Raw genomic sequence first — 22584 nt, 5'->3', positions numbered from 1 at the left:
AATTGCTATTTTTAACAATAATAACAAATTTAAAAAAACTTGGTTTGTTAATTTTGGGTTAATTTAAAACCTTTCTAAATTAGCCTAAATTACAGCATAATGACAGATATGCGGGTTTACGTTTTTACTTTTGTTCGCACTAAAATTAATAGGCTGTACCCATTTTGGAATATTTAAAGATTATTGCATTTACACATCAACAGATTGATCTAAAAGCTTTAGGGAAATTAGTAATATGTGAGCATACGCTGGACGATAGGTTGAGAAATATCCAATCAGAGTTAAATATCAAAGAGATATTTTACGTTGGTACTTGTAATCGCGTTGAGTTTGTATTTACTTCTTCTCATGAATTGGATAAGGCTTTTATTAGTCGCTTTCTGCATGTTTTAGATATGGGCTTGCCCGAAGAATACATGGAGCAGTTTATTGCAAATGTTTCAGCGTACGAAAAAGTAGAGGCCTTTAACCATTTGTTGCGTACTTCTTGCTCTTTAGAGAGCTTGGTGGTTGGCGAGAAAGAAATTTTGGCACAAGTACGTAAAGCTTATGAAGCTTGTAGAGTAGCCGGTTTTACAGGCGATTACATGAGAATGATCATGAACCGTGTGGTTAAAACTGCCAAGGAAGTTTATACGCACACTAATATCTCAAAAAATCCAGTATCTATTGTTTCTTTAGCGTATCGTAAACTGCGAGACCTGAACATGTGTGCCAATTCTCGTTTGTTAATTATCGGTGCCGGAGAAACCAATAAAAATATTGCCCAATACCTTAAAAAGCATAAATATTCTAATTTTTCTGTTTTCAATAGAACAATTGAAAAAGCAGAAGGATTAGCAAAAGAATTAAATGGTACTGCATATCCACTTTCGGCTTTGGCCGATTATAAAGACGGCTTTGACGTAATCATTACCTGTACTGGTGCTACCCAGCCCATTATTACAGAAGAAATCTATCTCAGCTTATTAAATGGAGATACTACTAAAAAAGTAATTGTAGACTTAGCAATACCTAATGATACAGCTCCAGAAGTGGTCAAAAATTTCCCAATGCACTTTATCGAAGTAGAATCGCTAAAGGAAACGGCCCGTAAAAATATCCAAGAACGTTACGACGAATTGATCAATGCAGAGCATATCATCGACGAAAATATTAAAGAATTTGAAACCGTATTGCGTCAGCGCAAAATAGAAATCGCCATGAGCGATGTGCCTAAAAAAATCAAAGAGATTAAACATACAGCCATCAATGGTGTTTTTGCCGACGAAATCAATACTTTAGATGACAATTCGAGAGCGGTTTTGGAACGGGTTATGGATTACATGGAGAAAAAATGCATCACCATCCCGATGGTAATGGCAAAAGAAATCCTGGTAAAAAATAGCTAAGGCTTTAATTAGCTTGATCAAGCATTTCTATACAGACCCTCTTTCGAAATTTTGATTAAATTTGCGGAAAAACTAGCATAAAGGTGAAGAAAATAATTATTGGTACACGCGGAAGCGATTTGGCATTATGGCAGGCTAACAATACAAAAGATAGGTTAGCTGGCATCGGTATAGATGCAGAATTAAAAATCATTAAAACGCAGGGCGATAAAATATTAAATCTTAGACTGGACAAACTAGAGGGCAAAGGATTTTTTACCAAAGAATTGGAAGAAGAATTACTTGACGGAAGTATCGATATCGCAGTTCACTCTCATAAAGATTTACCAACTACCAATCCAGAAGGATTGATCATTGCAGCAGTTACAGAACGTGAAGATCCCTCAGAGTTATTGCTGATCCTTAAAGATTGTGTAGATGTAAGCCAAAAATTGTCTCTAAAAAAGGGAGCAATGGTAGGTACATCATCAAATCGTCGTAAAGCACAGTTATTGGCCTTACGTTCTGATCTGAATATTGAAGATCTTCGCGGAAATGTACCTACACGTATCCAAAAACTTCGTGATGAAGATTACGATGCCATTATGCTGGCCAAAGCCGGTGTAAATAGATTGAACATCGATTTAAGCGAATTTCATGTAGAGATAGTAGATACCACAGAGCTTGTTCCGGCGCCTGCACAAGGAGCTTTGGCTATTCAGATCCGTGAAAACGATGCCGAATTGTTTACTTCGCTACAACAAATCCATAATCAAGCTACTGCCGAAGAAATTGCAGTAGAACGTAAAGTACTGAACCTTTTTGAAGGCGGTTGCCACATGCCACTAGGCTGTTACTGTAAAAAAGAAAATGACCAATTTGAAGTTTGGACTTCAAAAGCAGAAACTGACGAAGATTTTCCAGATCGCTTGTTCGTAAGAGCCACAAATACAGAAGGTTTAGCCGAAAAAATTGTGGCCAAATTTAATAAAGAGCGAAAAATGCCAGCCAAGGTATTTATCTCGAGAGAAATTGGCGAGCATAGCTATTTTAGAAAAGCTTTAGAAAAAAATAACATCGAAATAGAAGGACGATCGTTGATCCGTACTTTTCCAATTGTGAATATTTTAGATCCATTTTATTTAAAACATCTCGATTGGATATTCTTTAGCAGTAGAAATGGGGTAGAATATTTCTTTAAACTCAACCCAGTTTTACCTAAAAAGGTGCAATTTGGTGTTGTAGGCCGTGGTTCTGAAGATACTTTAAGAAAGTTTGGTCACCTGGCAGATTTTGTTGGCGAGAGTGGAGATATTGTAGAAGTGGCTGAAGAATTTGCAAAATTAGTGGTGGGTCAGACAGTAATGTTCCCAAGGGCACAAGATTCATTGTTGAGCATTCAGAAATCTCTGGGCGCAGATACAAAAATTGTAGATCTACCCATTTATGAAACGGTAATTGAAGATAACATTGATGGAACCGCTGCTGAGATCTTGATCTTCACCAGTCCATCAAATGTAGATGCCTACTTTACCGATAATTTATTAGAACCAGAGCAAAAGGTAATTGCTATTGGCAACTCTACAGGTAAAAAGTTTGAAGAAATGGGCGTAAAATATGCTTTGCCTTATTCTCCAGATGAGATTGGACTAGCAGAAGCCGTTTTTGGAATTGATATCTAATTGAACGATAAAACAATGATACATAGACCCCGTAGGTTAAGAAAAAACCCAATTGTGAGAGAGATGATTGCCGAAACACGGTTGTCAAAAGACATGTTTATTTATCCGTATTTTGTGGTGCCTGGCAATGGTGTAACCAAAGCCATTGATGCCATGCCTGGAATTAGCCATTTCTCTACAGATACCTTGTTAAAAGATGTAGAAAAAGGATTAAAACTAGGGGTCAATAAAATTATGTTATTTGGTGTGGGTGATGAGAAAAGTGAAGATGCACATGCCGCATATGATGCTCATTCTCTGGTACCTGTTGCGGTTAAAGAATTAAAGAAAAATTTTGGCGACGATTTATATGTTGTAACAGATGTTTGCGTTTGTTCTTATACCACCCACGGTCATTGTGGGATCATGAAAGATGATTATATCCAAAATGACGCAACAGTAGATTTGATTGCTAAAATGGCTTTAAACCATGCCGAAGCTGGCGCTGATATGTTAGCCCCTTCTGATATGATGGATGGACGTGTGGCGGCAATTAGACAAAAGTTGGATGGAAGTGGTTTTGTGAATGTAGCCATCATGTCTCATGCTACAAAATTTGCATCGGCCTATTATGGCCCATTTAGAGAAGCTGCAGACTGCGCCCCAAACAAAGGTGACAGGAAAGCTTATCAGATGGATTTCAGAAATGGAACCGAAGCGGTTAGAGAAGCGTTATTAGACGAGAGTGAAGGAGCAGATGTATTGATGGTAAAACCAGCTTTAGCTTATCTGGATATCATTAGCAAATTGAAACAAAACTCAGACCTGCCAATTGCCTGTTACAATGTTTCTGGAGAATATTCCATGATCAAGGCAGCAGCGCAAAAAGGCTGGATAGACGAACAAAAAGTAGTAATGGAAACCATGCACGCTTTTGCCAGAGCAGGAGCAAGCATTATCACCACTTACCACATTAGAGATATAGTAGAGCAGAAATGGATATAGGGGAGTTATAAGTTCTACGTCATAAGTTTTAAGTTACATATACCGCTTACTACTTACAACGTACCACTTACCACTTAAAACTTAATAAATGTTAGAATCGTTAAAGAAAATATTCTCAGGAAACGAAGAAGAGATGCCGGTAAATACAGGTAGCAAGCCTGATATTAGTCGTGAGAAATCGGCAGAGCTGTATGCGAAATCGAAAACCTTTTTCCCTGGTGGGGTAAACTCGCCAGTTAGGGCGTTTAAATCGGTTTACGGTACCCCATTGTTTATTCAAAAAGGCGATGGTTGTATGATCTGGGATGCTGATGGCAACCAGTTTATTGATTTCTGTGCAAGTTGGGGACCTCTTATTTTGGGCCATAACAATGCAAAGATCAGAGAAAAGGTAATTGAGGTAATGCAGAATGGCATGAGTTTCGGTGCACCAACAGCTTTAGAAAACGAATTGGCCGAGCTGATTATCAAGAACAACAGTTTTGTAGAGAAGATCCGTTTTACCAGTTCGGGTACAGAAGCAGTAATGTCGGCCATTAGATTGGCTCGTGGTTATACCGGAAAAGATAAGATCATCAAATTTGAAGGCTGTTACCATGGTCATAGCGATTCTCTTTTGGTAAAAGCGGGTTCTGGTCTGGTTACCTTTGGCGAAACTTCTTCGGCAGGTGTACCCAAATCTTTTGCTGCAGAAACCATTGTTATTGCTTTAAACGATAAAGAAGCCATTACTAAAGCCTTTGAACAATTTAAAGATCAGGTGGCTGCGGTAATTATTGAAGGAATTCCGGCCAATAATGGATTGTTGTTACAAGACAAAGACTACATCGAATTTTTAAGAGCAACTTGTACTGAACATAAAGCTTTATTGATTTTTGATGAAGTGATTACCGGTTTTAGACTAGGTTTTGAAGGTGCAGCAGCACATTACGGCATCAAACCAGATATTGTAACTTATGGAAAAATTATAGGTGGTGGTTTACCAGTAGGGATGTATGGTGCTTCGGCCGAAATTATGGGGCATATTTCTCCAGATGGTGGTGTTTACCAAGCAGGCACCTTATCGGGTAATCCGGTAGCCATGGCAGCGGGTATTGCTACTTTAACTGAGCTTTTACGCTCAGGTTTTTATAAAGAATTGAATGCAAAGGCGCAAGAATTTGCCGAAAGTATTCAACGTTTTGCAAGTGCAAAAAACTACAAATTTAAAGTATTTACCATTGGTTCTATCTTTTGGTTTGCCTTTACCGATAAGGATAAAATACAAACTGCCGAAGACATTGACCCAACAAGCATGGAGAAATTTAAAATCATGCACCGCGAATTGTTAAATCGAGGCATTTATTTAGGTCCATCGGGTTACGAGGTAGGCTTTGTATCGGCATCACATACCAAAATTGAACTAGAGAAAGCAAAAAGAGCTATTTTTGATGCTTTAGACTTGGTTTTTAGAAAACAATAAAATGAAAAAATCGATCGTCATATTCTACTTGTTATTGCTCTACGCTTTGTCGGAGATGTTTTGGTGGGGCACTGTTGTAATTAAACTACAGCCTCAAAGGGTAGGGATGATCATTGGAGAAGGTGCTGTTTTTATCTTTCTACTTTGTGTAGGAGCTTATTTTATTCACGCCTCTATTAAAAAGGAAGATCGTTTGCATGAGCGACAACAAAATTTCTTGTTATCGGTTACACACGAATTGAAATCGCCTTTGGCAGCAATTAAACTTTCTTTACAGACTATTGTAAAGAGAGATCTGGATAAACAGATGCAAACCTCTTTGCTCAATAACTCGCTAAAAGATATTGAACGGCTGGATGACCTGGTGGAAAACATGTTGTTGGCTACAAAAATCGAAAGTAGAACCTATTCTTTTCCGAAAGAGGAGTTCGATTTTTCAGAATTGGTGACCAAAATTACCGATCGCTTACAAGTACATTCATGTGGTAACCAGCAAATTATCAAAGCAGCTATTCAATCTGATGTTAAAGTGGTGGGCGATAAATTCGCTTTGTCATCAGTAGTGACCAATTTAGTAGAAAATGCGGTTAAATATTCAGGCCCATGTGCCGAAGTTGCAGTAGAACTCTGTCAAAATGACGGTAAGGCCTTTTTAGTCGTTTCAGACACGGGTCCGGGCATTCCAGATGCCGAAAAGATGCTTATTTTTGATAAATTTTACCGAGTTGGCGACGAAAATGTGCGTAAATCAAAGGGTACTGGACTTGGCTTGTTTATTGTTAAAGAGGTATTACAAAACCACGACGCTGATATTAGCGTTAAAGATAACGTACCGCAAGGTGCAATTTTTGAAGTAACATTTAATTGATATGCCACAAAAATTAAGAATACTGTTGGTAGAAGACGAAGATCATTTGTTAGATGCCATTAAATTAAACCTCGAATTAGAAGGTTATAAAGTTCACGCTGTTAAAGACGGTAAAACTGCATTAAAAGTTTTTAAGGAAGAACGTTTCAACTTGATTATTTTAGATGTAATGTTGCCTGAGATGGACGGTTTCCAAGTATGTGAAACCATTCGTTTAGAAAATACCGAAGTCCCTATTTTATTTTTAACAGCTAAAAATACAAGCGAAGACCGGGTAATGGGTCTTAAAAAAGGAGCTGATGATTATTTGGTTAAACCTTTCAATTTAGAAGAACTTATTCTTCGTGTTGGAATTTTAGTAAAACGTAGCTTAAAGGCTGATGACCTAAAAGAGTTGAACTCTTATAAAATTGGCGATAAAACCATTTATTTCAATTCATTTGAGTTGAAACAAGATGATGGTGTAGTGGTACCTTTAACTAAAAAGGAAACCATGCTGTTGAAATTATTGATTGAGCGCAAGAACGAAGCCGTATCTCGTGAGCAGATTTTAGAAACAGTTTGGAACTACGACGTATATCCATCTACTAGAACGATTGATAACTTTATCCTTACTTTCCGTAAATACTTTGAACCAGACCAAAAAAATCCAGTGTATTTCCACTCGATTAGAGGTGTTGGTTATAAATTTACAGACATCACAAATTAATGTATAATACCTGGAGCAGATATGCTTTAATGGCAACTTTTGCCATGTCGGCATTGGTAAGTTTATATTACAATCAATATCAGCTGGCTGCAATAGCCGGCTTTCTCTTTGCCTTTGTGTTATGGAGCCATTTTAAGCACAGTTCTGTGTTATTGGCCTCTAAACATTTTAAAGATGCAAATTACGAAAGAGCTGAAAAAATATTGGATGAAGTTGCCAATCCAGATCGCTTGGCCAAAAACCGTCGTGGATATTATGAGTTTATGAAAGCAAATATCGCCTTGCAAAAGGAAGATTTTGAAGCTGCCGAATTTCATTTCCAGATTGCCAGCCGTTTTCCTTTGGGAGGAAAAAATGACAAAGCCTTTGTGCTGATTCATTTGGCCAATCTCGCCCTGCGAAAAAAAGATGGCGAAAGAGCGAAAGCTTATATCGAAAAAGCGAAAGAGCTGGCCACCACATCAAGAGCACAAGAAATTATTAAAATTATAGAGAAAGAAGCCAACGGATTGGCCTAATACAAGATGAAGAATAACTTATTTTTAGACGCTGCATTTTCAAAATCTACAGAACGCCCACCAGTATGGATGATGCGTCAAGCTGGTCGTTTTATGCCTCAATACTGGGAAATCAAGAACAAATACTCTTTTTTAGAGATGTGCAAAAACCCAGAGATTGCTGCAGATGTAACCATGTTGCCAGTAGATTTATTAGGAATTGATGCTGCTATTCTTTTCTGTGATATTTTGGTAACTGGCGAGGCCATGGGCGGCGATTTGAGTTTTACCCAAGGTGTTGGTCCTAAATTTGCAAATCCGGTGCGTACCGCTGCCGATATCGATAAATTAGAAACTGATGTGGTAGATCGTTTACAATATGTAGCTGATGCCATTAAAGTGATCCAACAACGTTTAGATGGAAGTATTCCTTTGATCGGTTTTGCTGGTGCACCATTTACCGTAATGAGTTATTTGGTAGAAGGTGGTTCGTCGAAAGATTTTAAATTGACCAAGTTATTAATCCATAACCATCCAGAATTGGCACATCGCCTGTTGGCAAAAATAGCGAAGGTAACTACAGATTACTTGAACTTACAAATTGCTGCTGGTGTAAATGCACTACAGTTGTTTGACAGTTGGGCATTGGCTTTATCTTGGAACGATTACCAAGAGTTTTCTCACCAATACAACCAACAGATTATTGCAGGGTTAAACAGAACAAATGTACCTGTAATCTCTTTCTGTAAAGGAAGTTCTGTTTTTGCACCAATTATGGCAGAGGCCAAACCAGATGTAATTTCGGTTGACTGGAATGCAGATTTATTGAATATTAAAAAAGCGTTACCTGCAGGTATTGCAGTACAAGGTAACTTAGACCCACATATTTTATACGCAGATCAGCCTGTAATCAAAAAACATATTCTACAGTTGTTTGAGCGCATGCGTGGCGAGCAAGGTTTTATATTTAACCTAGGGCATGGCATTATGCCAGATATCCCTTTCGATAATGTAAAATATGCAATTGAGGTGGTTAAAGAATTTAGGTATTAATTTAGAGATGGCTTTAGTCTACTGAAATAGACCAAGGTTAATAAACATAAGCTTAAATAAATGGAAGAGTATTACAGATATTTTTTATCGGTCCATGTTGTCTTTGTCATCAGTTGGATGGCCGGTCTGTTTTATATCTTGAGTCTCTTTATTTACCACACCGAAGCTAACGATAAACCAGAACCAGATCGGAGTGTTTTAGTAGCACAGTTTCTTAAAATGGAAGCGACTTTATGGAAGATCATTGCCACACCAGCGATGATCATTTCTGTTTTGGCAGGTGCTTCAATGCTTTACCTTAATCCGAGTTTATTAGAAGCAGATTGGATGATGGTAAAGCTCGGTTTTGTTATCGCCTTGATCATTTATCACTTTATTTGCCAACGAATTGTTAAACAGTTGCAGGCTGGGATCTATAAAATGAACAGTTTTCAGCTAAGGCTATGGCGCGAGCTGGCCACTATCTTTATGGTAGCCATTGTATTTACAGTGATCCTTAAAAATGCCGTCGATTGGATTTATGGTTTGATTGGGATTATGGGTTTGGCATTGGTAATTATGTTTGCTGTTAAAGCCTATAAACGTTATAGAGAGAAAAACTCGAAGTAAGTTGTTAAACCCTCTAAGGTGTAGATGGAAGAGGTAAAATGGAAGATGGGGATAGAGTATAAAGTTAAAAGTTGTGAGTAAGTAGTATTCACAAAATTGGAATGCTTTACTGAAACAAATCTTTGTACTAAAACTTTTTACTAATGAAATTAATGAGGTAAAATGGAAGAGCTAAGATGGTTATTGATTTACAACAAATGAACTATTGAACAGCTGACCTATGAACCATTGAACTGATGAACCAATGAACCGAAGACTTTGTCAGTCTGAGCCCCTAGTTTATACTGAGCTTGGCGAAGTAAAAACAATGAACTAATATACCATATATGAAAAAACAGCTACTTACTTTATTTTTAATTTGTGTGGGCTGTTCTGTCCAAGCACAGTTTAACAACGAAGCGATCTTTAATCGAATTCGTCCAACAGATAGCTTAAGTAAAGAACTCCATTTCAATTTCTATAATTTTAATTACGTAAGAAATTACGAATATTCTAACGCATTTCACGATGGCTATACCTTATATGGTACACAAATAGAACCACAATTGGTCTATTATGCCAATCCTAATTTGGCCATTACCACAGGTGCTTATTTGCGCAAAGATTTTGGAAACAATGGCCTATACGATGTAAATCTTCTGTTCAACGTTAAATATCATAAAAGAAACCTCACCTTAGTTTTCGGTAGTTTAGAAGGAAACATCCAGCATGGTTATATTGAACCGATCTATGATTTTGAACGTAAGATCACTACGCCAATTGAATACGGAACGCAATTGTTGATCGATAGAAAAAAGTTCAAATTAGACAGTTGGATTGCTTGGCAGAAAATGATCTATAAAGGCGATCCTGCCAAAGAAGAGATTGTAGGAGGCCTGAATACAGAAAGCACCATTATGGAAAGAGGCCGATGGAAAATAACTATTCCTGCTCAATTTCTGGCCTATCACCAAGGTGGGCAAATTGATATCCAAAAAGAAACGCCAATCAGTACGCTGTTCAATGGTGCCACAGGGATCAAAATTCACAAAGCCATAGGTAACAATATCAAAGAAATATTTACAGATAACTACATCGCAGTTTATAAAGATTTTTCGCCTACTAAAAGAAGAGCGTACCAAGGTGGTTTTGGTTTGTGGTTAAATGCAGGTATGGATACCAAATGGGGTAGTCTGGTTGCCTCTTACTGGAAAGGCAATAACTTTCTAACCATTAAGGGAATGCCACTTTACCAATCCGTTTCCGAAAACCTGTACGAAAACGGTTTCAAACAAAGTAGTAGAAGTATTTTGGCTATCAGGTATGTGTATCAAAAAGAACTGGTGCCAAACTTATACCTAGATGTGCGTTTTGAGCCCCATGTAGACCTCGGAAATAGCGATAACAATCTTCAATTTAACCATTCTTTATTCTTAACCTACAAAGAAGATTTTAGGCTTTTTAAGCGTAAGAAATAAAATAGCTGTATCCTTTTAAATAGAAGATTTAACAATGAAATCATTTAACAATCATACTATTTTAATTTTTTTTTCGTGTACGTGCAACCTTTTGCACCTAGGGTTCATCTACCCTATACAAACCACAAATGAAAGTGACTAAAACATATACGATTGATGACTTGCTTGATGGCTGCAAAGCTGGCGACAGGAAGATGCAAGAAATGCTCTACAAGCTAACTGCATCTAAAATGTTGGCCGTATGCATGCGCTATGCTAAAGACCACATGGAGGCAGAAGACGTATTGCAGATGGGCTATGTAAAAGTTTTTCAAAAAGTTAAAGATTATCGTGGCGATGGTTCATTTGAGGGTTGGATAAGAAGAATAATGGTAAATACCGCAATAGAAAGCTATAGGAAGAACTTACGCAGCTTAAGTGTAGTTCCGATAGAAGATGCTTACGAACAACCATCACAAGGATTTGATTACAGCAGCTTAGGCATGCAAGATTTGATGAAAGTGATCCAGAAATTGGCCGATGGTTACCGCATGGTATTTAACATGTATATTATAGAAGGTTATTCGCATAAAGAAATTGCAGAAACATTAGGCATCTCAGAAGGTGCAAGTAAATCGCAATTGTCTAGAGCGAGAGCAATATTGCAACAAGAAATTATTAAAATGGAGGGATTTGGTTATGCAACACATGCCGGATAAGGAATTCGATAATTTGTTTAGAGACAGATTTAAGGATGCAGAGATAACGCCATCTGCAAATTTATGGGCGAATATAGAACAGCAGTTGGCACCAAAGCGCAAACGTACTTTTCCAATTTATTGGATGGCCGCTGCAACTATTGCTGTAGCTTTTACTGCAATGTTGGCTTTTCAGAAAACTGAAAAAATTCAATTGCGTTTAGATCAAGTTACTGCAAAGGTACCTGCTGTTAATACACAAGAAACACAAGATATCACTGTAACCAGAACTGATGAGTCAGCTTCTCCTGTAAATGAAACAGTAGTTAACAAAAACAGCTTGGCTGCTGTTCAAGTTAAAACACCAAGTGTGAAAGCCGTATTGGTTGCCAAAACAGAAGATGATCAGAAAAATATTGAGATGGCCATGCAACCGAATGTAAACAACAACCGTCTAGCTATTAAACAGGCAGAAGTTAAACCACTTGATGTACTACCTGTAAAAGAAGTATTGGTTGAAAACCCAACGGTAATTGCAGCAGTAGCAGAAAAGCCAAAATTTGAAAGTGGCCAAATTACCGAAACAGAAAGTAGCACAGAGCGCAAAGGAATTAGAAATGTTGGAGACCTGGTAAACTTTGTAGTAGATAAAGTAGATAAAAGAGAGAAGAAGTTTTTGAAATTCAGTACAGATGATGATGACAACTCATCGATTATCGGCATCAACATCGGCTTTCTTAAATTAAACTCTAAAAAACACAAATAAAATATTTAAGACACACATAAACCAAACATACAAATGAAACATTTAATTTTAACAGCAGTTTTGGTAAGCGGACTTACCTTTCTGGCAGCCTCAAGTGCGAGTGCACAGCAAGATAGCCTTAAACGCAAAAAATACGACATAAACTACGGTCTAGGCGTAACCATTGGCGAAAAGAGAGACAGTACTGGTAAAATAGACCAAAGCAAAGGACGTTTTGTAGGTGGTATTACCTTCACTCGTTTAGACATCGGTTTCTCTAGACTAATTGACAATGGTAGCTTTTCTTTGTCGCCAACAAATGATTTTTTAGATTATAAAGGAGCAAAAACCAGCACAGTATCATTTGATGTTCTACAATTTGGTTACAGATTTAACTCGAATTTTAAGATCTATGTAGCAGGTGGTTTCGATTGGACAATGATCCGTTTAAAAAAGAACATCACCATACAAAGCAATACACCAGACCTAAGTTATGTTAACGAGCCAATTATATTTAGCAAAAACCGTTTCTCTAACAGTTATGTACATATTCCTTTAAACTTTGAGCTAAGAACCAATGAAAACAGAAGAGGTAATCGTTTTTATGTAGTATTTGGTCCAGAAATTGGCTTCTTGTTAAACGGAAAAGTTAAACAGATTAGCGATGAACGTGGTAAACAGAAATTTAAAGATGATTACAACTTTGCACCATTCCGTTATGGTGGTACCTTCCGTATCGGTTACAATAGCCTAGCTTTATTTGCAAAATATTACGCAAGCGATATGTTCGATACCACAGCACAAAAAGGATTAAAAAACATGGCCTTTGGTATTACATTAGGCCTAAACTAAAACACACACCACACACAAATAAACCCAAGTCCTGCAGCAGCTGTTGCAGGACTTTTTTGTTTTAGACCACTGCATTACATTAATTCCCAAGTTAGCCGTTCCGTACAATTGATTTGAAAAACAATACCAGCAGCCTTTTTTAAAGTTAGTCCCGTCTTCCGCTTTTAATTAAGTTGCGAGTTGTGTGTTACGAGTTATAAGTCTTCAGCCTTCAAATAGTGATAGGTTGTGAGTTATGTGTTACGGGTACTAAACCCTAAGCTTTCCGTTTTAGGCTTTCTGCTTTGGGCTTTCCGCCTATTCTCTATTTCCTATTTCCTTTCTACTTTGAGCCTTCAGCTTTAGGCTTTCTGCTTTGGCTTTCAACCTATTCTCTATTTCCTATTTACTACCCGCTACCCGCCTCCAGCTTTTTACCTATCTTTACACCGTGAATGAGCAAATAATCTCCGTTAATAATTTAACCAAGCAATATCAAAACATACAGGCATCCGGTATCAAAAACATTAGTTTTGCGATCAATAGTGGAGCTATTGTAGCGATTATTGGAGAAAGTGGAAGTGGTAAATCGACATTGTTAAAGTGTATCTACGGTTTGTTGAAGCCAGATAGTGGTGAAGTATTGTTCAATGGTAAAAGGGTAAAAGGACCAGATGAGCAATTGATTCCAGGCAATGCCGAGATGAAAATGGTGACCCAAGATTTTTCTTTGAACATTTATGCCAAAGTTTATGACAACATTGCCTCGATGTTATCTAACACCAATGTAAAAGCCAAAGAAGAAAAAACTTTAGCCATGATGGAACATTTGCACATCACTAAACTAAAGGACAAAAAGATTATAGAATTGAGTGGTGGCGAACAACAACGGGTAGCCATTGCTAAGGCTTTGATTAGTAATACCAAGGTTTTATTGTTAGACGAACCCTTCAGTCAAGTAGATTCGTTATTGAAGAATCAGCTTCGGGCAGATATTAAAAGACTGGCAAAAGAAACTGGTTTAACTATTATCTTGGTTTCTCACGATCCAACGGATGGTTTGTTCCTAGCCGATCAGTTGTTGATTCTTAAACAAGGTCAACTTTTACAGAACGATCAACCCGAAAAAATCTATCAAAATCCTGCTGATTTATACACTGCAAAAATTTTAGGGAATGCAGTAAGCTTAACCAGAGAAGAGGCTGAGCAATTAGGCATCAAAGCAACTAAACAAAGTATCGTTTTTTATCCAGAATGGGTAGAACTTAAAAGTACCTGGAACAGCCGAAGATTTGAAGTAAAAGAAGTATACTACAAAGGCTTTTACGATGAACTGCTTTTGGAAAGAAATGGAGTAGTGATTAGAGCTTTGCAGCTCAATAGTGGCGAGCATAAAAAAAACGACCACGTTCAGGCGAACATTGGTCGTTTTTTGGAGTTTTAAATCCTAATTAGGTAACATTGTCTGCAGCAATTAGCACTACTTTTACCTTTACGTTACCAGTAGGTTTAATTGGTGTTCTATTTTGTAGATCAGAACTTTGAATGTCAATTTCTACTTTTCCTAAACTAATTACGGTACTGTAAGCATCTACTTCATAAACGAATGGCATCTGTAGATAAGTAGTTCCATTATCATACGAAATGTAAACTAGAACTGCTTCATTGTTTAAAGAAAATTGGTCAATTTCTGGAACATTTTGTACAGTGTAATAGGTTCTGCCATTTGTACTTAAAGTCCAAGCAGTTGTTGGCACATTCAGAACAATTGTTCTGTTTGGTGTAGTCTGATTAATAATAGTGTCTTTTTTGCAAGACGCCAAACCTAGTGAGGCGATGCAGATGAGTAATAGGGCTAGCTTTTTCATGTTGTGTGTGTGTTTTGTAGATTCTATTGCAAATCTTTTGCCAAATTTTTAATCCTAAATATTGACCAGAAAAAAGATCACCCGTTCATGGCTGGACTAATCAATGAGTGTTTTATTTTTTGTCATGCCGAGGTACGAGGCATCTCTATTGGTTGATTGTTGGATAGAGATTCTTCGCTGTGCTCAGAATGACAAAATAAGTATCATGGAATGCAAATTTCTTCCAAATAGCTATTTTACTGGTTCTCTTAATATGGTTCGGAGCTGATCTGGAGCTGTTTTGTTAAAGTCGGATAAGTAAATTTCGTGATGTAAACCATTTTTTTGTAACCCTTCTTTTATACAAAAATCTTGTAGCTTAATTAAGGTTTCCGGTTCTGTGGAGAAGGGGCCAATATGTAATATTTGCACTACCTTTCCCTCATTTAATGTAAATAATTCAACTTCATTAGCCATGTCTATTTGTTTTTTGGTAATTACGTTTTGAACGGCTTGGTCTAATTGTTCTTGGCTTACAAATTCGGGCATCCTGATCATCATTCTATAATTCCATTCGCTACGAGGTATTAGGGTAGGGGCAGTTGTGATAGAAATATTTTGATAATGTTGTTCGTCAAAACTCCATAAGCCTTCTAGTTTAGCCACTACAAAATCTTTATCCATCGCTTTATACTTAAACTTCAAAGTATAAGCTGTAGCATAAAGCGCCTTGAGTTTGTCTGCATATTGTTGCTCTGAAGGATCTCCTTTTCCGGTAATAGATAAGAAATGAGCTTTTTCAATTTCGAGCAACTCTGGCTGATTTGTAGCCCGATAATAAGCTTTGTATTGTTTAGTTAAGTCTAACTTTTGCATGTTTATAATGTTTAAACAGCAAAGTAAATCTGAGCTACTGACAACCCTATGTCAGCCTAAATAAAGGAAATCAATAACCCATCATTTTCATTCCATAATTCCAACGGTCTTGGATGGATAACAGGTCTCCTTCAAATTCGAAACCAGGAAAAAACTTAGACAAGGGACTTTCTTTTCTTAACGATTTTAATAAAATGTTCAGTGATCGATGAGATAGATTTAAGTAAGAGGGGTTGATCAAATTCTGTTCTCGCCACAACAAGTTGCTATCCCAATCTTTGGCTTCGCTGCCCTTTAGAATTTTGCCTTGTCGTAATTTTTGCAAATCTTTCCAAATGTCATCAAATATCAATTGATTGCCATAAGTAACAAAAGCTTTGATTTCTTTGTTCGAGTTTCCTGTTAAGCTTGGAACGAAACTTAATAATTTGCTGAGTTTACGGGTGGTAATGGCAGCTACCCCAGCCCATTTGGTATCGAAGCCTAAAGAATCTGTTTTAAGTTGATACCATTTATAAAAATCAGATCGTTCTTCTATGGTATCGTATTGCTCAAAACCATTGGTGTTTACCAAGTTGATCTCGTTGGCTATACTCCAAATGCCTGTATGATGTATCCTGTCGGTTTTTAGCCAATGACCATCTTTGCCATCATGTTTGCCATTCGGAAAGTCTTTATAATACGCTATTTCATCTTTATACTCTTTACGAGCATAAGAAGAACAGGTATTAGAGAAAAAGATAAGTAGGAAAAGCCCCAAACGCAACATATCCTAAGTTACGATTATGGGGCTAAAAAATTAAACTAATATAGGTTCAGTATAAGAACCGTTGAATTTATAATTAAAACAACGTTTTAGGCTGAAATCGATTGTGCAGAACATTCTTTTACGGTTATGACGCTTCGCGGACAAACTTTTTTCCTATAGATGAAAAAAGTATGCAAAAAAATTCACGGCTGCGCCCAGTGCTTTAACGTTTCTGCTAAGGCAAATTAATACTGCCCGCACTGGCCAAGGCCGATTTTGAGTGAACGGAGAACTCATGCTAAGGCCTGACAAGCTTACCTATAGCAATCTGCTTAACCTGTAAGTAGTTTAAACTAAATATTCAAATAGGGTTTGATCTTGATTGAGTTCAATAATATCAAATTTAAAGGCTTTCATTCTCTCTAAAAGGCCTGTATAATCTTCACGATCTTTTAATTCGATACCCACTAAAGCAGGACCACTCTCACGCTCTGTTTTTTTAATAAATTCAAAGCGGGTAATGTCGTCGAAAGGGCCTAAAACATCGTTCACAAAAAGTTTCAAAGCACCTGGTCTTTGTGGAAAACGAACAATGAAATAATGCTTCAATCCTTCAAAAAGCAAAGATTTTTCTTTGATCTCTTGCATACGTTCAATGTCGTTATTACCTCCACTAATAATGCAGACTACCTTTTTGCCTTTGATTTGTGCTGCACATAAATCCAGCGAAGCTACAGCTAAAGCACCTGCAGGTTCTGCAACAATGGCATCTTCATTATAAAGTTTTAAAATACTGGTACAAACCTTTCCTTCTGGGATGAGTAGAATCTGGTCTAAGATTTCTCTACAAATGGGATAAGTGAGCAAACCTACAGCCTTAACGGCAGCACCATCAATAAAACGGTTAATCTGATCTAATTTAATTGGTCTGCCTGCTTTAAAGGCAGCTTCCATAGATGGAGCACCCTCAGGTTCTACACCAATTAACAATAGATTTGGGTTTTGTTGTCTGAGGTAGGTTCCAGCTCCAGAGGCTAGCCCACCGCCACCTATCGGCATAATCACCACTTCTGTATCAGGTAGATCTTCTAAAATCTCTACACCAACTGTTCCTTGGCCTTCCATTACATGGTAATTGTCGAAAGGAGGTACAAAAGTCATTTGATGTTGTTCCGTAAAACGTAAAGCTTCTGCTAAACAATCGTCAAAAGTATCGCCCACCAAAACAATATCAATCCATCCATTACCAAAAAGGGTAGTTTGACTTACCTTTTGCTTCGGTGTAATTTCGGGCATAAAGATGGTGCCTTTGATTTTTAACTTCTTGCAAGAATAGGCTACACCTTGGGCATGGTTGCCCGCACTTGCACAAACAACACCGTTCTGAATAAGTGAGGCAGGAATTTGGCTCATCATGTTATAGGCGCCACGTAATTTATAAGAACGTACCAGTTGTTTGTCCTCACGTTTTAAGTAGATTTCTGCTTGGTATTTTTCAGATAACCTTTCATTGAATTCTAAGGGCGTATGTAATGCCGTACCCTTTAGTCTTTCTGCGGCAGCTAAAAAATCGAATGTATGTTGTTGTATGGTGGTATTCATTGTTTATTTGTTCAGTGGTGTCATTGGTTCATTAGTAAAAAGTACCAAGTAAAAAGACTTACTAGTTCAATGTCTTCGACAGGCTCAGACTGACAAAGTCTTCGGTTCATTAGTTCAGTCGTTCATTGGTCATCAGTTCAATCGGTCGTTGGTATGGTTTGTCTTCCCAGACTTCAGCCTATAGACTTCGGACTGTGAACTCTTTTTAGACCAAATGCAAAGCAACCAATTGATTGAGATCATGATCATCAATACCTTGTTTACTATCGGCCAAAACCAAAAACTGTTTGTAAACCACATCTAAATTTTCTTTTTCTAAATTGTGACCTAATCTATCTAAGTGATGTTTCAACGCATGGCGACCACTTCTAGCGGTTAATACAATGGCTGCCGAAGGAAAACCAACATCTTCTGGTTTAATGATTTCGTAATTTTCTCTGTTTTTTAAGAAACCATCTTGGTGGATACCAGAACTATGTGAAAATGCATTGCCACCCACAATTGCTTTATTTGGCTGTACTGGCATGTGCATTTGCTCACTTACATGTCTGCTGATATTGTAAAAGCCAGAAGTGTTAATGCTGGTATGAAGATTTAAACTTTTGTGGGTTTTTAAAATCATCACTACCTCTTCCATTGAGGTGTTTCCGGCACGCTCGCCAATACCATTAATGGTACATTCTACTTGGCGGGCACCATTTTGCAAGCCTGCTATAGAATTAGCGGTTGCTAGGCCTAAATCATTATGGCAATGCACAGAAATAATGGCCTTGTCTATGTTTTTGACATGCTCTTTTAAGTAAAGGATTTTTGAACCATATTGGTCTGGTAAACAATAGCCATTGGTATCAGGAATGTTAACTACCGTTGCACCTGCTGCAATAACAGCTTCAATCATTTTAGCTAAAAACTCAATATCAGCCCTTCCTGCATCCTCTGCATAAAACTCTACGTCTTCAACATATCTTTTGGCATATTTTACGGCTTCGATGCCCCGTTCTAAAATTTCTTCTCGGGTACTGTTAAACTTAGTTTTGATGTGCATATCTGAAGCACCAATACCGGTGTGTATACGAGGCCTTTTGGCAAAACGCAGTGCATCAGCAGCTACATCAATATCATTTTTATTGGCACGTGTTAAGGCACAAATGATCGGGTCTTTTACCGCTTTGGATAATTCGATTACACTATTGAAATCTCCTGGGCTTGAGACCGGGAAACCAGCTTCAATTACATCTACACCCAAAAGCTCGAGCGATTTTGCAATGTCAATTTTCTGATTGGTATCTAATTGGCAGCCTGGAACCTGCTCTCCATCACGTAAAGTGGTGTCAAAAATGTAGACTTTGTTCGGATCGTGTAGCATTGCTTTATGAGTTTATGTTTACTGATTGTGATAAAAATTTCATGACTAATGTGCCCATTTCTTTGGTGCCTAGTACTTTGTATCTATTGGTGGTGCTGTCTGCAATATCGTTGGTTCTAAAACCTTCCTTTAAAACCTTGTCTACTGCATCAACTAAAGTTTTTGCTTCTTCCTTTAGGCCGAAACTAATTTCGAGCATGAGGGCAGCCGATAGGATGGAAGCGAGTGGATTGGCAAGATCTTTACCTGCAATGTCGTGCGCCGAACCATGAATTGGCTCAAAGAAGCCTGTACCATCGCCAACTGAGGCAGAAGCCAACATGCCCATAGAACCTGCAATTTGAGAAGCTTCGTCTGTTAAGATATCGCCAAATAAATTGGCCGTTAAAACCACATCAAATTGTTTAGGGTCTTTGATCAATTGCATTGCCGCATTGTCAATAAACATGTGTTCGGTTTGCACATCAGGATATTGCTTGGCAATTTCCTGTACGGTTTCTCTCCATAAACGAGAGGTTTCCAATACATTAGCCTTATCTACAGAGCACAGTTTTTTACGACGTTGACGAGCTGCTTCATAGGCTTTATGTGCAATTCTTTCTATTTCGTATTTGTGGTAAATCATTAAGTCTGAAGCAGTATTTCTATCTTCTGAACGTGTTTTTTCTCCAAAATAAACATCACCAGTTAACTCTCTAAAAAACAGAATGTCTGTTCCTTTTAAAATGGTTGGCTTAATGCTCGATGCTTGTAACAACTCATCAAATAATAGAATAGGACGTAGGTTAGCATACAAACCCAGTTCTTTCCTAATCTTGAGCAAACCTTGTTCTGGTCTAACTTTTAAAGATGGATCATTGTCGTACTTGGCATGGCCAACGGCACCAAAGAGAATGGCATCGCTATTTTTGGCTTTTGCTAAGGTTTCGTCAGGCAATGGATTACCAGTAGCTTCAATGGCCACATGGCCCATTAGTGCTTCATCAAAAGTAAAATCATGACCGTAGGTTTCGGCAATATGTACTAAGGCAGCTTTGCCCCATTCGGTAACTTCTGGTCCAATTCCATCTCCAGGAATAACTAATATTTGCTTCTTCATTATGCTAATTCTTTTTGTGTTCTGTATGTTTTATCGTAACTAACCACTTCGCCTTGATGCAGCTGTAGTTGGTGTGTAAGGCAGCTTGGTAATTGCGCTTCAAAATGTCCTACATAAATTAAGGTCATTCCGTTATTGCACAATTCATCTACCAATTGGTTAAAATGTTGGGTCTGCTGTTGGTCTAGTCCTTGGCATGGCTCGTCTAAGATCAATAGTTCTGGGTTTTTAATGATGGTTCTGGCCAATAGCACCAATCGTTGTTTGCCTAATGGAAGTGTATTTAACAATTCATTTTTAGAGGCGGTTAACCCGAAATATTCAATTAACTCATTTACTTGGTTATTTTTTTCATAACCCAGTTCACAGAAGAGGCCAACACTATCAAAAAAACCAGAGGCAATGCTTTGCCAAACGGTTGATGAAGCATCGAAATACCAATGAAACTCTGGAGAGATTAAGCCGATATGTTGTTTAATGTCCCAAATGCTTTCACCAGAACCTCTTTTTTGTCCAAATAAATAAAGGGTATTGGCATAAGACTGTGGATGATCGCCATTAACCAAGCTTAACAAAGTTGATTTGCCAGAACCATTATGCCCTTGTAAAAGCCATTTTTCGCCAGCTTTTACTTCCCAGTTGATGTTTTTTAAGACCTGTTTTTCTCCATAACTGATGTTTACATCAACCATCTTTACAATTTGAGTTGAAGTATAAATAGGAGAGGTACTTAAAAAATTGGGAACTGTAGCAGTGATCTTTTCAGTGGCTATCGTTTGGCTAAGCATATCCACTTCATTCAATTTTCCTTCTGTTATTACAGCATAGCGATGAATTGAACTAGGCAATGCTGTATCATTACCAATTAAAATGAGTTGTACACCTTGGGCAGCGATTTCGTCTAGCAAGATGTTTAGATTTTGGCGTGAACGTACGTCTAAGCCGGTATAAGGTTGATCAATAATGAGTAATTGTGGCCTGAGCCACAAGGCTTTGATCAGTTGTAGTTTTTTATGCTCACCGCTTGATAATTCGATCAATTGAGAATTTTTGAAAGGAGCAAAATCTAATGCAGTCAAAAGATCCTCTACCTCATTAATATCGATGTGGTTTGCTTTGCCATAATGAACCAATTCGGCATATACCGTAAGGGTTTCTTTAGCTTGTTGGCTGGTGTAACGCTGTTGATAATAAAAATTAGCTACGCCCTCTAAGTTTTTAAACTGGTACCAGCTCTCTACATACAGTGTTTGCGCTGGTAATTTACTTTCCGTGTCGAAGTTGATGGTGACCTCGCCAATTGCACTTTGCAAACCTGCAATTACTTTGGCTAAAGTGGTTTTTCCACTGCCACTTGCTCCACTCAACACCCAATTTTCGCCCCGATTGATGGTCCAATCCAAGTCCCTTAATACCAATTTTTGTTGGTAGTTGAGGTTAAGGTGGTGGATATTGACGGATACGTTGCTCATTGGGAGTTTTGGTTTAGACTTTTTGTTTTTCTTCGAATTGTTCAATCAACTGTTTTTGGTTTAAGATGAAGTCGATATCATCATAGCCATTGATCAAGCATGATTTTTTGTAAGGATTGATTTCAAATGATTCTTGTGCTCCTGTTGCTTCAATAGTTACCGTTTGGTTCTCCAAATCAACTGTTAAGGTAGATTTAGGATCGTTTGCTACAGCTTTAAAGATCTGCGCTAAAAAATCTTCACTTACCTGAATGGGTAATAAACCATTGTTTAAGGCATTGCCTTTAAAGATATCGGCAAAGAAGCTGCTGATTACGGTATCAAAACCTGCATCTTGAATGGCCCAAGCGGCATGTTCGCGACTGCTTCCGCAACCAAAATTTTTGCCTGCCACTAAAATTTGCCCGCTATAAATTGGGTTATTTAACACAAAATCAGCTTTCGGTTGATTGTCATTTTCGTAACGCCAATCGCGAAATAGATTTTCGCCAAAACCTTCACGGGTAGTGGCTTTTAAAAACCTTGCCGGAATGATTTGGTCGGTATCAATGTTTTCTATGTTTAATGGCACTACTGCCGATGTTAATTTTGTGAACTTTTTCATTTTTAATAGTGTCTAGTAATAAGTAT

22 protein-coding genes are annotated in these 22584 nt (G+C 37.7%); 14 read left to right on the top strand and 8 right to left on the bottom strand.

Annotated elements, in window-relative coordinates; genetic code table 11:
- The first annotated feature begins 164 nt into the window (after positions 1-164).
- The 14 genes from hemA (at position 165) to AQF98_RS02520 (ending at position 14388) form a co-directional block, all read left to right on the top strand.
- A complete protein-coding gene (gene hemA / locus AQF98_RS02585) occupies positions 165-1391 on the top strand; it encodes a glutamyl-tRNA reductase (RefSeq protein ID WP_055130352.1) in 1227 nt (408 codons plus the stop codon).
- 83 nt (positions 1392-1474) lie between these two features.
- Positions 1475-3052 (top strand): hydroxymethylbilane synthase, encoded by a 1578-nt coding sequence (gene hemC, locus AQF98_RS02580; protein ID WP_055130351.1) that lies wholly within the window; start codon positions 1475-1477, stop codon positions 3050-3052.
- Positions 3053-3067: 15 nt separating this feature from the next.
- A complete protein-coding gene (gene hemB, locus AQF98_RS02575) occupies positions 3068-4036 on the top strand; it encodes a porphobilinogen synthase (RefSeq protein ID WP_055130693.1) in 969 nt (322 codons plus the stop codon).
- Between the two features lie 88 nt (positions 4037-4124).
- Positions 4125-5498 (top strand): glutamate-1-semialdehyde 2,1-aminomutase, encoded by a 1374-nt coding sequence (gene hemL / locus AQF98_RS02570; RefSeq protein ID WP_055130350.1) that lies wholly within the window; start codon positions 4125-4127, stop codon positions 5496-5498.
- A 1-nt stretch (position 5499) separates the two neighbouring features.
- Positions 5500-6366 carry a sensor histidine kinase KdpD gene (locus tag AQF98_RS02565; RefSeq protein WP_055130349.1) on the top strand — a complete coding sequence of 289 codons (867 nt, stop codon included), beginning with the start codon at positions 5500-5502 and terminating at the stop codon, positions 6364-6366.
- Position 6367: 1 nt separating this feature from the next.
- Positions 6368-7075, top strand: a complete 708-nt coding sequence (locus AQF98_RS02560) for a response regulator transcription factor (RefSeq protein WP_055130348.1) — start codon at positions 6368-6370, stop codon at positions 7073-7075.
- The gene (locus AQF98_RS02555) at positions 7075-7593 is read left to right on the top strand and encodes a hypothetical protein (RefSeq protein WP_055130347.1); all 519 of its coding nucleotides are present in this window, start codon (positions 7075-7077) and stop codon (positions 7591-7593) included. Before AQF98_RS02560 ends, AQF98_RS02555 begins: the two co-directional genes overlap by 1 nt.
- Before the next feature lie 6 nt (positions 7594-7599).
- Entirely contained in the window at positions 7600-8625 is a 1026-nt protein-coding gene (hemE, locus tag AQF98_RS02550; RefSeq protein WP_055130346.1) for a uroporphyrinogen decarboxylase, read from the top strand.
- A 60-nt stretch (positions 8626-8685) separates the two neighbouring features.
- Complete coding sequence (locus tag AQF98_RS02545) at positions 8686-9234, top strand: CopD family protein (protein ID WP_055130345.1); 549 nt, start codon at positions 8686-8688, stop codon at positions 9232-9234.
- Between the two features lie 326 nt (positions 9235-9560).
- Positions 9561-10691 carry a hypothetical protein gene (locus AQF98_RS02540; RefSeq protein ID WP_055130344.1) on the top strand — a complete coding sequence of 377 codons (1131 nt, stop codon included), beginning with the start codon at positions 9561-9563 and terminating at the stop codon, positions 10689-10691.
- A 128-nt stretch (positions 10692-10819) separates the two neighbouring features.
- A complete protein-coding gene (locus tag AQF98_RS02535) occupies positions 10820-11389 on the top strand; it encodes an RNA polymerase sigma factor (RefSeq protein WP_055130343.1) in 570 nt (189 codons plus the stop codon).
- Complete coding sequence (locus AQF98_RS02530) at positions 11379-12134, top strand: hypothetical protein (RefSeq protein WP_055130342.1); 756 nt, start codon at positions 11379-11381, stop codon at positions 12132-12134. Before AQF98_RS02535 ends, AQF98_RS02530 begins: the two co-directional genes overlap by 11 nt.
- Positions 12135-12167: 33 nt before the next feature.
- On the top strand, positions 12168-12965 hold the full coding sequence (locus AQF98_RS02525) for an outer membrane beta-barrel protein (RefSeq protein ID WP_055130341.1): 798 nt from the start codon (positions 12168-12170) through the stop codon (positions 12963-12965).
- 430 nt (positions 12966-13395) lie between these two features.
- Complete coding sequence (locus tag AQF98_RS02520) at positions 13396-14388, top strand: ABC transporter ATP-binding protein (protein ID WP_055130340.1); 993 nt, start codon at positions 13396-13398, stop codon at positions 14386-14388.
- Positions 14389-14395: 7 nt separating this feature from the next.
- On the opposite strand, the gene AQF98_RS02515 is transcribed toward AQF98_RS02520, so the two are convergent.
- From AQF98_RS02515 to leuD, 8 genes are all read right to left on the bottom strand, one after another.
- Positions 14396-14812 carry a hypothetical protein gene (locus AQF98_RS02515; protein ID WP_055130339.1) on the bottom strand — a complete coding sequence of 139 codons (417 nt, stop codon included), beginning with the start codon at positions 14810-14812 and terminating at the stop codon, positions 14396-14398.
- Positions 14813-15043: 231 nt separating this feature from the next.
- Complete coding sequence (locus AQF98_RS02510; RefSeq protein ID WP_055130338.1) at positions 15044-15667, bottom strand: GyrI-like domain-containing protein; 624 nt, start codon at positions 15665-15667, stop codon at positions 15044-15046.
- A gap of 70 nt (positions 15668-15737) precedes the next feature.
- The gene (locus AQF98_RS02505) at positions 15738-16436 is read right to left on the bottom strand and encodes a hypothetical protein (RefSeq protein ID WP_055130337.1); all 699 of its coding nucleotides are present in this window, start codon (positions 16434-16436) and stop codon (positions 15738-15740) included.
- Positions 16437-16763: 327 nt separating this feature from the next.
- Positions 16764-18017 carry a threonine ammonia-lyase IlvA gene (gene ilvA / locus AQF98_RS02500; protein ID WP_055130336.1) on the bottom strand — a complete coding sequence of 418 codons (1254 nt, stop codon included), beginning with the start codon at positions 18015-18017 and terminating at the stop codon, positions 16764-16766.
- A 205-nt stretch (positions 18018-18222) separates the two neighbouring features.
- Positions 18223-19383 (bottom strand): 2-isopropylmalate synthase, encoded by a 1161-nt coding sequence (locus AQF98_RS02495; RefSeq protein WP_082434873.1) that lies wholly within the window; start codon positions 19381-19383, stop codon positions 18223-18225.
- Positions 19384-19387: 4 nt separating this feature from the next.
- The gene (gene leuB, locus AQF98_RS02490; RefSeq protein ID WP_055130335.1) at positions 19388-20482 is read right to left on the bottom strand and encodes a 3-isopropylmalate dehydrogenase; all 1095 of its coding nucleotides are present in this window, start codon (positions 20480-20482) and stop codon (positions 19388-19390) included.
- A complete protein-coding gene (locus AQF98_RS02485; protein ID WP_055130692.1) occupies positions 20482-21954 on the bottom strand; it encodes an ATP-binding cassette domain-containing protein in 1473 nt (490 codons plus the stop codon). The genes leuB and AQF98_RS02485 overlap by 1 nt, the downstream gene beginning before the upstream one ends.
- 13 nt (positions 21955-21967) lie before the next feature.
- On the bottom strand, positions 21968-22558 hold the full coding sequence (gene leuD, locus AQF98_RS02480) for a 3-isopropylmalate dehydratase small subunit (protein ID WP_055130334.1): 591 nt from the start codon (positions 22556-22558) through the stop codon (positions 21968-21970).
- Positions 22559-22584: the final 26 nt, after the last annotated feature.

The organism is Pedobacter sp. Hv1 (assembly GCF_001412215.1).
In the GTDB taxonomy this organism is placed as follows: Bacteria; Bacteroidota; Bacteroidia; order Sphingobacteriales; family Sphingobacteriaceae; genus Pedobacter.
This window is presented reverse-complemented; position numbering and strand designations above follow the sequence as displayed.